The sequence below is a fragment of the Larkinella humicola genome (assembly GCF_008727875.1).
Lineage (GTDB): Bacteria > Bacteroidota > Bacteroidia > Cytophagales > Spirosomataceae > Larkinella > Larkinella humicola.
Genome location: NZ_VTWS01000001.1, coordinates 179,190 through 191,038, shown reverse-complemented (window position 1 = coordinate 191,038; position 11,849 = coordinate 179,190). Strand labels below are relative to the sequence as shown.

The window sequence follows — 11,849 nt, the reverse complement described above, 5'->3', positions numbered from 1 at the left end:
AACTATATTTACCGTTATTCACCTAAACACTACGTTAAAGGCTTATCGTCATGCTCAATTACCTCGTAATACTCGCCGGAATCCTGATCACCGGGACACTGTCGGCCCAAACCGTCTGCCTGACCAAACCGGAGCACGATGCGGTTGCTAAAAAACTGGCGAATGAGTACATCCTGGCGCAAACGATCATCGATCCGGGTTTCCGAACGCGTCAGCCCGGTTTTCGGACGGTTGACGAAATGGAGCCAAGTGAAAAAAAGTGGTTTGAGTTGAGTGAGCAGTTTGGGAAAGACCTCAACCTGATGCTCAAACAGGCCAACGTCTTACAGGACACCGCCGGTTACCTGATTGTCAACCTGTATGCCAACCCCGATGGCTCCCTAAACCGGGTTTTTTATGAAGTGGGCCGGAATTTCTCCGTTATACGCTCCGATAGCCTGGCCACACTCCGGTTGAAAGAGCGCATCGACCCGGTTTTGTGCCCGTGGTTTTCGACCTATCGTTTCCCTGTCACCGGCGACAAACCGTACCGGTTTTCCTCCGCGCTGGCGATTGGCAAGTTGCCTTCCAAACGAAAATTGCGCAAAGGACCGGGTATTATGACTACCCTGGCAGAAGCCGAAAAAACCGCTCGTCCGGATACTGTTAAAAATCTGGTACTGTATACGCTGGAACTGAAGGACGTACCCGAGGTGATCTACCGGTTTCCGAATCTGGAAATATTGGATTTAAGCGTCAACAACCTCAGCGTGATCCCGGAAAATGTGTTTCGGATTCCGACCTTGAAACAACTCAATGTTTCCGGCAACCCACTGGGCAACGAGGGCCTGCACGTAGCCCGCAACAAACATCTGAAAATTCTGAATATTCAGTCGACCAAAATCACGGCGATTCCGAAAGCCGTTACCCGAAACCGGCGGCTGGAGAGTCTCTGGCTCGGTTTGAATGATTTTTCGGGAGGGCTTAATACCGCTCCCTTCCACCGACTGCGCCGACTCAAAGACCTGAACCTGTATAAGGCGAAGCTGTATGTGCTGCCCAATCAAATCCGCCGGCTGCGCCGACTGGAGGTTTTGGACCTGTATTACAATAACCTACGCGTGCTGCCGGAGCGTCTTTGCCGACTGCCCCGGCTCCAGCAACTGGCCATTTCCAACAACAAGCTCAACACTTTGCCGGAAAATCTGGGTCGTTTGCGGAAACTTCAGGTGCTGTATACGCACCATAATTTTCTGGGCAGTTTACCTGCGAGCCTTCAGAAACTCTATTATCTACGGATTCTGGATGTCAGTCACAACGCTTTTGTCACGGTTCCCGACCCGGTTTTGACCCTCCCTTATCTGGAAGAACTCGACCTGAGTCACAATCGCCTGACCGACCTGCCTTCCAGCCTGACCCGGATTCAAACGCTCAAAAAACTCTTTGTCCGCGGTAATCCCGTCAGCGAACAAAAAACCGTCTCCGCCAACCTCATTAAACAACTGGAAGGAAACAAAACGGAAGTGTTTTATTGATTGAAATGCAATCATACATGAATGTTTCACTAAAAACTCCTAATCTCCTCCGCTTTCTCCCTCCATCTTTTCCTGCACCAGTTCTTCTTTAATCTGCCGGATGCGGTCGTTGAAATTCAGGTTGTGAAAATCGACATCGCGCACGCAGATGGCCGCCAGAAACGCCATGACGTCGGGATCATGGGGGATTCGGCGGCCCGTTACTACGCTGACGTATTTTGACGTCATCCACAGCACATTCTTCAACTGCCGACCCGAATCGTCGGTCATATAATACTCCGTGACAATCGTATCTTCGCTGACGTAGATGATGCGGGACACGATCCGGAGCCACTCGTTTACCGTGGCCGGTCGAACGTAAGCGATCTGGTGCTGGTAAACCACCCAACTCGTCTTGTATTCGCGAAACAACTGCGCCGGACTGAAGTTATATTGGGTAGCAACCTGGTCTTCCCGTGCGTTGAAATAGTAGTCGAAGTACTTCGCGTTGTTGAGGTGCTGCAACGGATCGCAATCCTGAAAACGGACGATGGTGCGCGATTCCGTTTCGTGCGGGTAAGTTCTGGTCGGATCAAGTTTGATCATAGCGTGGTGGTCCCTGACGGACTTTTGGCAAATAGGGTGAAAATCCGGCCGGATCGCAGAAGCAATAGCCGGATTCATTCCTGCAAAAATCAGGGTAATTCCGCAAATCAGCGTAATCCGGTAACACACATTTTTAATTATTTTTACGTTTTAGTCCGTACAGTGTTCAGCGTTTCCATCAACATCTTAAAAATCGAATGAAGTCGTTTTCTCTCCTTATTCCCTTTCTTTTGCTTGCGCATTCGCTCACCGCTTTCACGCCCCAATTTCATCCGGATGCGGTGGTAGGCACCTGGCTCAACGGCACCAAACAGGGTCATATCCAGATTTATAAAAAAGGCAACCAGTATTACGGAAAACTGGTCTGGCTGCGGGAACCCAACAACCCCTCGACCGGAAAACCCAAAACCGACCTGAAAAACAGTCAGGCAACGCTGCGTTCGCGGCCACTTATGGGGCTGGATGTCATGCAGGGGTTTATACACGATGGTGGCAAAGTCTGGGAAGATGGTCACATCTATAACCCCGAAGACGGAAAAGAATACAGTTGCAAAATGACGCTGAAAAATCCCAATACCCTCGACGTGCGGGGGTATGTCGGCATTTCGCTGCTGGGAAAAACCCAGACCTGGACCCGGATCAATTAACACTCCCGTTGAGAAGTTTGATCATTTTTTTTCACCCGAATCGTCAAACATTTTAAACGCATCGCCGGTTTATACAGCATGATTCTTCGGAATCGTTTACTGGATCACTCACGTTATAACGATTATCAATCATGAACGAGACAACCCTTAAAGGTGGATGGAATGAGTTGAAAGGCAAAATCAAACAAGCCTATGGCGATTTGACCGACGACGATCTGACGTACGCAGAAGGTAAGGAAGACGAAATGTGGGGCAAACTTCAGCAAAAAACCGGAAAGACGAAAGACGAAATCCGGAAGGCTGCTGCCGACCTGTAATTCATACATATACACGAGTCCAAAACGCCGGAAGCCACAAACTTCCGGCGTTTTTGTTTGATGCAGTTATACGTTCTTTGGCCATACGGCTCTCTGCCGGTACTGCACCAACGGAAACGAGGGCCAATTTCGGGTAAACCGAACGAAATACCGTGTCCGTCTTTTTGACGCCGATGCCCTAATTTCCAGACACTGAGTTCACTACTTCCTGGCCACGAACCGCCCCCGGAATTTTATTTGAAAAGGACACAAAATTAGGTGTTACTTTTTGTGTGATGTGACATCTAAATGGGTGACGAAGCGGCAATAAAGGATTTCCGGCCATTCGTCACCTAGTCACGAACCAAAACTCCGTCCACTGAATGAGTTTCTATCAACGCCCTAATCCATTGATTCATTTTAATAATCTTCTGCCTGAATGGGGTCAGGCGGCTGACGAAATCTACCACAATTATCACTTCTTAAACCACGCCCTCAGCCAGACCGATAGCCTGCTCATCCCGGAAGAGGCTCTAACCAAACTAGCGGGGCTCAAAGCAGCTCTGGTGATGACCCTGGCCCGACTGATTCAAGATTTACCACCTTCCACGCACCGGATTTCCAATGAGCCCACCGAGTCCATAAGCCGGTTTAACGCACACATCAATACATTAAAAACCGTTAATTTACAGACAGACCATACGTTTGATGATTTGCTGCAACAGCACCCCTCTCTGAAAAATTGGTTTGAGTCAGACCTGAACGACTAGAACTCCCCTGTTTCCCTCTCTGAATCCACGAAACGATGAACGATACCGTCTACGTAACTGAATTGCTCCGGCGTCTGAACGCCACCGACGATCCTACCCTTTTCGATGCCCTGTTTACCCTGTACATTCACCGGTACCGCCAGGTCCTCAGCAACAGCATCCGGTTTACCGTTGTTGAAAAAGTCCCTTTATCGCTGTGTACGACCGAAAACGACAACTAAACCATTCGTTACGCCCATTTTCATTCTGACTATTATTAAAACTAATCACTTCCATTAAAAAAATTTGCGGTTCATCTCTGGAAATATTTCTATTTCTTTGGTGTTGTAAAAATAACCAAGAGAAAAGTGAGTGATGAATCCGGTTTTCGTTAATAAAGTACAGCCTCCCCGCTTAACGCTCTGGATGGCCTTGATCTCCGTGTATGTTTTGTGGGGGTCGACCTACCTTTTTGTTCATTTTATGACCGAGAAGATGCCGCCCCTGTACATGGCATCTTTGCGGCTCAGTACGGCGGGGCTGATCTTGTTTCTGTATGCCCGGCTAACCGGCACACCCGTTCCCGCTCCCAAACAATGGCTTTCGGCGGGAATCATCGGGGTCTTGTTGCTCACGATTGCCAACGGCAGCATGTCGGTCGCGCTGCAATACGTGCCGTCGAGCATTGCCGCACTGCTGGCCGCGCTGGTGCCCCTGTTCATTATTCTGTTCAACTGGGTGGGTTTTGGACACATCCGCCCCACCAACTTATCGCTGGCGGGGCTGGTGCTCGGGCTAATGGGCGTTTCACTACTGGTTCAGCCCTCCGGTTCCGGGATGGCTTCGACAAGCCACACCTGGACGGGCGTCGGGCTGATCATGGTGGCGAATGTTTCGTGGGCAGTCGGTACGCTCCTCTCCTCCCGGCTTTCGCTTCCTTCCCAACTGATTTCCAGTGCCATCCAGATGCTGGTGGGCGGTCTGGTGTTGTTACTGTGCAGTATGATTACGGAGAATGTTTCGTTGACGAGCATTGAGCATGCACCGGTAAAAGCCATTGGGTCACTGGTTTACCTCATCATATTTGGCTCGATCATCGGTTTTTCGTCCTTTGCGTGGCTGGCCCGAAACGCACCTCCACAACTGGTTTCGACCTATGCCTACGTCAATCCGGTGGTGGCCATGCTGCTGGGCTGGGCCTTTGCCGGCGAAACCCTGAACGCGTATTCCATCCTGGCCGCCCTGGTTATTTTATCGGGTGTCGTATTGATCACCCTGGGTCGGAAATAAAGGATTGATTTGCCCACAAGCCCCTGAAAGGGACTTAAAAATCGGCGGAATTAAGCCCCCTTCAGGAGGTTGGGGGCAAATCGATCATCCAACCGGCGGAGGGCTCACCGCCGTCCAGCCGCCATCGACCACCAGGCTCTGACCCGTGATGTGACGCGACTGGGGTGAAACCAGGAAGAGGGCGGCATTGGCAATATCGTCGACGGTGGCGGGTCGGCCCATCGGTGTGATCCGCGACCAGATTGGTACGTAGGTAGGATCATCGAGCGTGCGCTCGGTTTGGGTCGCGCCCGGTGCCACGGCATTGATGTTGATTCCGCAGGGCGACAGATCCAGCACGAGATTTTTGGCCAGCATTTCCAGCGCGGCTTTGGTCATGCTGTAGGCTGCCAGTCCCGGATGCGCCTGATGGCCCGTAACGGACGACATCAACAAAATGCTGCCCCCTTCGTTCTGGTTCCGCATCTGGCGGGCGGCTAACTGGGTTAGAAAAAAGCTTCCCCGCAAGTTCAGATCGACCACTTTTTGAAAGGCATCCGGCTGGTAATCAAAGAAATCGCCAAAGATGGTGATGCCGGCATTGGCGACAACAATGGTCAGTTTACCGAATTCCGAAACGGCTTTATCGACCATGCCCTGAATGAAGGTGACGTCGGAAGCGTCACCGGGATAGGCCAAACAGCGGCCCCCTTCCTGTTGGATCCGGTTGGCGGCCTGCTGAGCCACTGCGTTATCGAGGTCATTGAGTAAAACGGAAGCACCCTCGCGGGCAAGCTGGCGGGCAATGGCAAAACCGATGCCGATGCCTGCGCCCGTTACGATGGCAGTCTGGGTTTGGAAAATCATGGAAAATGCGGGTGGCAAAAAGGTTGCTGCAAAGATGCCCCAAATTTGAAAAAAAAGGCAACGTTCTGATCAATTACTGCTCAAAACCCGCTCCCGTTCGTTTTCACTCTCAATTGAAGCATCCTGTAAAAACCGTACCTTTGGGCGAAAAATCAGCAAAACCGGTAGCCTCCGACGGCTTTTTCGAATGATTCAACGGCCTCACCGACGATTGACCTCTTTTTTCTCCAACTGGGAGCTTTGGTACCACATCCTGATGATGCCGGTGTTGTTTCCCGTCGGCAATTATTATTTCGTTGGCTCTCGCTATTTTAGTGATGCCCGAGTCTTTTTGCTGGGCACAGCGGTGGTTTTCGGTCTCTACTGGTTATCGGTCATCACCCTCACGCTGGCCGTTCGCGGAGTCATTCGCCACTACCCTGATGTGCTCCGGGCCACGCTCCGCACCCTGGTGATGCTGGCAGTTGTGGGCCTGATTACCATCGGATTGGCGGTTTTGGATGTGTTCATCTACAGCCTTTTCCCGCTTTTGAATGTCCCGTTTACGTGGGATGCCATCCGGCCCATTCTGATTCTGGGGCTCATTTTTGATCTTTGTTTCTGTGTGGCACTGAATGTTTTTTACACCTACAACCAGTGGCACCGCGACCAGACCGAAAACGAGCTTCTCCGGCAAGCTACCCTTCAACACCAGCTCGACTCGCTGAAGATGAAAATCAATCCGCATTTTCTCTTCAATAGCCTTACCTCGCTGTCGTCGCTGATTGGCGAAGACCAGAAACAGGCCGAGCAGTTTGTCGACCAGCTCGCCAAGGTATACCGCTATCTGCTTCAGGCCAACACCCAGGCGTTGGTTAGTTTACAAACCGAACTGGAATTTGTTGCCAATTATTCGGCGCTGTTGCAAACCCGCTACGGACCGGCCCTGCGTGTCGATCTGCCCGCCGACTCAGCCTTTTCAGACACCCTGCTGCCTCCGCTGACGCTCCAGCTCCTGATCGACAATGCCATCAAACACAATGTCATGAGTACCGGCAAACCGTTGTCGATCAGCCTTCAAACCACCCCAGACGGGCGACTGGCGGTTCGGAATACGCTCCAGCGAAAGTCGGTTAAAATGGATCTTTCGCAGGCCAGACTGGCTACCCTGATGGCTAAATACCGACAATTGGGCCTGGAAGAGATCCGGGTGGAAGAAACCGGAACGCATTTTGAAGTATGGTTGCCGTTGCTGCGTTCTATACCCCCACACACCGCTTCCTGATGTCCGGAGCATCCTTCGCAATTCATTCCGGCTTTTTGGCAATTCAGGCAGCCAATCCATCAATTTACGCACTATCTTCGGGTTTCGTTCACTCAATATCGCTAGATTAAGGTGGACACGGTCGGTTTATGAAGTCATTTCATTTCAGCTTTTTTCAACATTTTCCGCGCCTTCGGAAACAAAGCCAGTGGCACTTTTTGCTGCTGTTTCCGTGGTTTATTCCGCTTATTTCCTACTGGGTGGTGGGCGATCGTTACCTTGCCCACCTGGGGACTTTTCTGTCAGCCACTGCCCTGAATCTGGCCATTGCCAGCCTCTGTTTATTTACCCTCGACCAGTTGACGCAGTGGGTCATTCAGCGGTATCCGAACCTGGGCCAGACCTGGCAACGGGTCTGGCGCCTGTTGCTGGTGTTTGTGCTGGTAACGCCTTTCTTTATTCTGGGAGGCATTTTCATTTACGAAGCGTTCCACTTGTTTGGGTATCACCATAATCCGGCGGCAACCGGGCAAATCCTGCTGCTCAATCTGGCGGCCAATCTGGTTTCGGTCGGTATCGACGAAAGCGTTTACTCCCTGAATAAATGGCGCGAGAACACACTGGAAAAGGAGCAGTTGAAGAAAGTCAATCTGCAAAGCCAGTATGAGAGCCTCAAGAGCCAGGTCAATCCGCACTTTCTGTTCAACAGCCTCAACTCGCTATCGTCGCTGATTGCCGACGAACCTGACCGGGCGGAAGAGTTTGTCGATGAAATGTCGAAAGTATACCGGTATTTACTCCAGACGAACGAAGGCGAACTGACCACCCTGGAAACCGAGATGACGTTTATTCAATCGTATTTTCATTTGCTTAAAACCCGGTATGGTGCCGGGATTCGCCTGGAAATCGCCATTGCCGAGCCATTTCTTGCGTTCCAACTTCCTCCACTGACGCTGCAGATGCTGGTTGAAAACGCCGTCAAACACAATGTGATTCACGCCAGCAAACCGCTGTTGATCGAGATCAAAACCACGCAGGTCGGCCGCTTGGTGGTTCGGAACAACCTCCAGCGTAAATCCGGTCGGGTTGCCTCCAATCAGGTGGGGCTTTCCAATATCGTAGCCAAATACCGCCTGCTGGCTCAAAGCGACCCGATTGTCACCTCCGACAGTTCGCATTTTACCGTAGCCCTGCCACTGATGGCTCCGCAGTCCTGACGACGGGCATCTGCCCCCCCCACGGGTGCCTGTTAAATCTGAAAAACGGGGTCTCCCTGCACTTTTCCCCTTCGATCAAGCCCGGTGAGTAAACCGGAAGCATTCTGTGCTTTACCCATTTATCAGACCTGATCTTGATTTTTACCAACTCTTTATTAAATCGATCCAAGGAATGTCGACTCCTTTCATTCGTCGCCGGGAGGCTTTGCAACGGCTGGCACTACTGGTTGGCGCCACCCTGTCCTTACCGGTGCAGGCCGCTCTCCGGGGCGAAACCACCGCCGGGGTTCCGCTGGTTTTTTCGGAAGCCCAGCAAAGACTCATGGCCGATTTGGCAGACGTTATTCTTCCGTCCACGGACACGCCCGGCGCGAAAGACGCGGGCGTTCACCAGTTTATCGGGCATGTCATCGGCCATTGTACCGCCCCAGCCCAGCAGGAATTGTTTCTGAAAGGACTCCAACAAACCGATGCGCTGAGCCAAACGGTTTTCCGGAAACCGTTTTCGGAACTCGACAGCCCGCAACGAACGGAGGTGGTCAGGCAACTGACCCAGCGCGAAAAGCCTTTTTTCCTCACCCTCCGCGAGCTCACCATCGTAGGCTACTTTACCTCGGAAACCGGAGCCACCAAAACCCTGGCGTACCTTCCCATTCCCGGCCGGTTCCAGGGCGATCTTCCTTTAAAACCGGGTCAAAAGGTTTGGGCTTTATAAATGCATGAGTTGCATCCTGATCGGTAAACTACTATGAATCTTAACATTGATGCGGTAAAAGCACAAACCTACGACGCCATTGTGATTGGATCGGGGGTCAGTGGTGGATGGGCCGCCAAGGAATTGACGGAGAAAGGCTTGCGGGTCCTGATGCTGGAGCGGGGACGTCCGCTGGAACACGTTTCGGGCTATACCGAGGCCCTGAAAGCACCCTGGGAAATGCCGGAAGCAGCCCGGCTGGGCGATCTGGCCCTGAAGTACCCGCAGGCCCCGCCGGATGCCGCGAAAACCGTTCCGACCTACTGGATGCCTGGTGCCGACACGTCGTACCGGCAGGAAAAACCGTTTCGCTGGCTGCGGCCGGATATTGTGGGCGGCAAATCCATCATGTGGGGACGACAGTCGTACCGGTTCAGTGACATTGACTTTGAAGCCAATGCCAAAGAAGGCATCGGTATCGACTGGCCGATTCGGTACAAAGACCTTGCTCCCTGGTATTCCTACGTGGAAAAGTTTGCGGGGATATCGGGCGAAAAACTGGGGTTACCCCAACTTCCCGACAGCGAGTTCATCGCTCCGATGGACATGTTTCTGGTCGAAAAAGAGGTCCGGAAAAGCATCGAAAAAAACTATCCGGGCCGGGTGATGACCATCGGGCGAACCGCCAATTTATCGGAAGCGCAAAAGGTCCACGTCGACAATGGCCGGTCGCCCTGCCAATACCGGAACCAATGCATTCGGGGGTGTCCATACGGTGCGTATTTCAGTACCCAATCCTGCACACTCCCCCCCGCCGTCAAAACCGGTCGGCTCACTCTCCGGCCAAATTCGGTGGTGACGGAGGTGATCTACGACGCCCAAAAACAACGGGCCTCGGGCGTGCGGGTGAAAGACGCGCAGACGCTGGAAAGTCAGGAGTATTTTGCGAAGATTATCTTCGTATGTGCCAGCGCCATGGCCTCCACGGCCCTGCTCATGAACTCGGTTTCTGAGCGGTTTCCGAACGGCCTGGGCAACGATTCAGGGCAACTTGGCCACAACCTGATGGACCACCACTTCCGGATCGGGGCCAATGGGCAGTGGGAAGGCGGACAGGACCGGTATTATTACGGACGACGGGCCAACGGCATTTACATTCCCCGCTACCGCAACATTGGGCCAGACAAGCGCGACTACCTGCGCGGTTTCGGGTATCAGGGCGGTGGGGGCCGACAGGGCTGGCAGCATCAGGTGGCCGAACTCGCCTTTGGAGCATCGCTAAAGGAAGAACTCACCAAACCGGGGCTTTGGAACATGGGCCTGATCGGGTTTGGCGAGCAACTGCCCGAATACAAAAACCGCATGTACCTGGATAAAACCAAACTGGACAAATGGGGACTGCCGATGCTGGTCTTTGACGCGGAGATCGGCGAAAATGAGAAGAAAATGCGGGTCGATATGCTCAACGATGCGCAGGAAATGCTCGAAAAAGCCGGGTTGATCAACGTGAAAACCTACGACCAGGGTTCGGTTCTCGGCCAGGCCGTTCACGAAATGGGAACCGCCCGCATGGGTCGTGACCCCAAAACCTCGGTGCTCAATGGCAACAACCAGATTCACGCGGTCAAAAACGTGTTTGTCACCGACGGGGCCTGTATGACCTCATCGGCCTGCGTCAATCCGTCGCTGACTTACATGGCGCTTTCGGCCCGTGCGGCTCACTTTGCCGTTCAGGAGTTGAAGGCGATGCGGATTTAAAAGGATTAGTTAAAAAATTATAAATGAAAAATGATGAACGCCCAATGTAAAAGTGGGTAGCCTTGAGCTAGTTACTTTTACATTTCTCATTCATCATTTTTCATTTATAATTTATATTTCAACCCAGTTTCTCCTTAAAAAGCGCAATGGTGCGTCCCCAGGCGAGTTTGGCAGCGGCTTCGTTGTAGCGCGGCCCGGCGGTGTCGTTGTGAAAGGCGTGTTGTGCCCCTTCGTAGACATACAACTGATACGGCACATTCGCTTTTTTCAGAGCTTCCTCGTAGGCCGGAATCCCGGCATTGATCCGCTCGTCCATCCCCCCATAATGCAATTGAACGGTCGCTTTGATTTTGGGAACATCGGCGACTTCGGGCTGGCGACCGTAGAACGGAACGGCAGCTTTCAGGTCCGGGTAGTTGACCGCCAACTGATTGGCCATGGCCCCACCCCAGCAAAAACCGACACAACCGAGTTTGCCATTGCTGTCGGGACGGCTTTTCAGGTAATCCAATCCCTTCAGAAAGTTCTGCTTCGTTTTTTCGGCATCCAGTTTCCCAAACAACTCCCGCATCTGCGTTTCGTCGGTGGGCGTTCCTCCGGCGGCTGAGAGCGCATCGGGGGCCATCGCCAGAAAACCAGCCAGCGCAAGTCGGCGGGTCACGTCTTCGATGTGCGGATTCAGGCCCCGGTTTTCGTGAATGACGACCACCGAGCCGTATTTCCCATTCGCTTTCGGGCGGGCCAGATAGCCTTTCATGGTGGTGTCGGAACCCGGATAGGTGACGCGTTCGGTGATGATCCGGTCATCCTGTCCCGCAACGGTTTGAGCCTGGGCATAATTTACTTCCAGGGTCGATAAAACCGCCAGCGCTGCGGTCATGCTTCCGGTCAACTTGGCCAGCCGCGACAGAAAAACATCCCTTTTCAGCGGTACATGAGTATACTCGTCAAATAGGTTGATAATGCGTTGATCCATGGGTCAAAGGTTTAGCAGGAAAGATACAAAATAG

At 52.4% G+C, this 11,849-nt stretch carries 13 protein-coding genes; 10 read left to right on the top strand and 3 right to left on the bottom strand.

What is annotated here, in order from left to right:
* Positions 1-50 precede the first annotated feature (50 nt).
* Positions 51-1,514: a leucine-rich repeat domain-containing protein gene (locus F0P93_RS00900; protein WP_150874505.1), complete on the top strand. Its 1,464-nt coding sequence runs from the start codon at positions 51-53 to the stop codon at positions 1,512-1,514.
* A gap of 39 nt (positions 1,515-1,553) precedes the next feature.
* Here the strand turns inward: F0P93_RS00900 and F0P93_RS00895 are convergent, their stop codons facing one another.
* Positions 1,554-2,099 carry an acyl-CoA thioesterase gene (locus F0P93_RS00895; protein ID WP_150874504.1) on the bottom strand — a complete coding sequence of 182 codons (546 nt, stop codon included), beginning with the start codon at positions 2,097-2,099 and terminating at the stop codon, positions 1,554-1,556.
* Between the two features lie 197 nt (positions 2,100-2,296).
* On the opposite strand from F0P93_RS00895, the gene F0P93_RS00890 reads away from it, so the two are divergent.
* From F0P93_RS00890 to F0P93_RS00870, 5 genes are all read left to right on the top strand, one after another.
* Entirely contained in the window at positions 2,297-2,746 is a 450-nt protein-coding gene (locus F0P93_RS00890) for a DUF2147 domain-containing protein (RefSeq protein ID WP_150874503.1), read from the top strand.
* 131 nt (positions 2,747-2,877) lie between these two features.
* Complete coding sequence (locus F0P93_RS00885; RefSeq protein WP_114408876.1) at positions 2,878-3,063, top strand: CsbD family protein; 186 nt, start codon at positions 2,878-2,880, stop codon at positions 3,061-3,063.
* A 362-nt stretch (positions 3,064-3,425) separates the two neighbouring features.
* Positions 3,426-3,812 carry a hypothetical protein gene (locus tag F0P93_RS00880; RefSeq protein ID WP_150874502.1) on the top strand — a complete coding sequence of 129 codons (387 nt, stop codon included), beginning with the start codon at positions 3,426-3,428 and terminating at the stop codon, positions 3,810-3,812.
* A 35-nt stretch (positions 3,813-3,847) separates the two neighbouring features.
* On the top strand, positions 3,848-4,033 hold the full coding sequence (locus F0P93_RS00875) for a hypothetical protein (RefSeq protein ID WP_150874501.1): 186 nt from the start codon (positions 3,848-3,850) through the stop codon (positions 4,031-4,033).
* A 184-nt stretch (positions 4,034-4,217) separates the two neighbouring features.
* Positions 4,218-5,081, top strand: coding sequence for an EamA family transporter (locus F0P93_RS00870; protein WP_310587969.1), 864 nt, complete (start codon positions 4,218-4,220; stop codon positions 5,079-5,081).
* Positions 5,082-5,165: 84 nt separating this feature from the next.
* Here F0P93_RS00870 and F0P93_RS00865 read toward each other — a convergent pair whose 3' ends face one another.
* Positions 5,166-5,927, bottom strand: coding sequence for an SDR family NAD(P)-dependent oxidoreductase (locus F0P93_RS00865; protein WP_150874499.1), 762 nt, complete (start codon positions 5,925-5,927; stop codon positions 5,166-5,168).
* A gap of 187 nt (positions 5,928-6,114) precedes the next feature.
* On the opposite strand from F0P93_RS00865, the gene F0P93_RS00860 reads away from it, so the two are divergent.
* The 4 genes from F0P93_RS00860 to F0P93_RS00845 all read left to right on the top strand — a co-directional run bounded on the left by F0P93_RS00860 (position 6,115) and on the right by F0P93_RS00845 (position 10,839).
* Positions 6,115-7,191, top strand: a complete 1,077-nt coding sequence (locus F0P93_RS00860; protein ID WP_225309319.1) for a sensor histidine kinase — start codon at positions 6,115-6,117, stop codon at positions 7,189-7,191.
* A gap of 128 nt (positions 7,192-7,319) precedes the next feature.
* Complete coding sequence (locus F0P93_RS00855; protein ID WP_150874498.1) at positions 7,320-8,387, top strand: sensor histidine kinase; 1,068 nt, start codon at positions 7,320-7,322, stop codon at positions 8,385-8,387.
* 172 nt (positions 8,388-8,559) lie between these two features.
* Entirely contained in the window at positions 8,560-9,102 is a 543-nt protein-coding gene (locus F0P93_RS00850) for a gluconate 2-dehydrogenase subunit 3 family protein (RefSeq protein ID WP_191908695.1), read from the top strand.
* Between the two features lie 33 nt (positions 9,103-9,135).
* On the top strand, positions 9,136-10,839 hold the full coding sequence (locus tag F0P93_RS00845) for a GMC oxidoreductase (protein ID WP_150874497.1): 1,704 nt from the start codon (positions 9,136-9,138) through the stop codon (positions 10,837-10,839).
* 118 nt (positions 10,840-10,957) lie between these two features.
* On the opposite strand, the gene F0P93_RS00840 is transcribed toward F0P93_RS00845, so the two are convergent.
* Positions 10,958-11,815 (bottom strand): dienelactone hydrolase family protein, encoded by an 858-nt coding sequence (locus F0P93_RS00840; protein WP_150874496.1) that lies wholly within the window; start codon positions 11,813-11,815, stop codon positions 10,958-10,960.
* Between the last annotated feature and the right edge of the window lie 34 nt (positions 11,816-11,849).

Bases quoted from the DNA above. Each gene is read 5' to 3' on its own strand.
- F0P93_RS00900 (WP_150874505.1), top strand. From the start codon at position 51: ATGCTCAATTACCTCGTAATACTCGCCGGAATCCTGATCACCGGGACA.
- F0P93_RS00840 (WP_150874496.1), bottom strand. From the start codon at position 11,815: ATGGATCAACGCATTATCAACCTATTTGACGAGTATACTCATGTACCG.
- F0P93_RS00855 (WP_150874498.1), top strand. From the start codon at position 7,320: ATGAAGTCATTTCATTTCAGCTTTTTTCAACATTTTCCGCGCCTTCGG.
- F0P93_RS00875 (WP_150874501.1), top strand. From the start codon at position 3,848: ATGAACGATACCGTCTACGTAACTGAATTGCTCCGGCGTCTGAACGCC.
- F0P93_RS00865 (WP_150874499.1), bottom strand. From the start codon at position 5,927: ATGATTTTCCAAACCCAGACTGCCATCGTAACGGGCGCAGGCATCGGC.
- F0P93_RS00845 (WP_150874497.1), top strand. From the start codon at position 9,136: ATGAATCTTAACATTGATGCGGTAAAAGCACAAACCTACGACGCCATT.
- F0P93_RS00895 (WP_150874504.1), bottom strand. From the start codon at position 2,099: ATGATCAAACTTGATCCGACCAGAACTTACCCGCACGAAACGGAATCG.
- F0P93_RS00860 (WP_225309319.1), top strand. From the start codon at position 6,115: ATGATTCAACGGCCTCACCGACGATTGACCTCTTTTTTCTCCAACTGG.
- F0P93_RS00885 (WP_114408876.1), top strand. From the start codon at position 2,878: ATGAACGAGACAACCCTTAAAGGTGGATGGAATGAGTTGAAAGGCAAA.
- F0P93_RS00850 (WP_191908695.1), top strand. From the start codon at position 8,560: ATGTCGACTCCTTTCATTCGTCGCCGGGAGGCTTTGCAACGGCTGGCA.
- F0P93_RS00870 (WP_310587969.1), top strand. From the start codon at position 4,218: ATGGCCTTGATCTCCGTGTATGTTTTGTGGGGGTCGACCTACCTTTTT.
- F0P93_RS00880 (WP_150874502.1), top strand. From the start codon at position 3,426: ATGAGTTTCTATCAACGCCCTAATCCATTGATTCATTTTAATAATCTT.
- F0P93_RS00890 (WP_150874503.1), top strand. From the start codon at position 2,297: ATGAAGTCGTTTTCTCTCCTTATTCCCTTTCTTTTGCTTGCGCATTCG.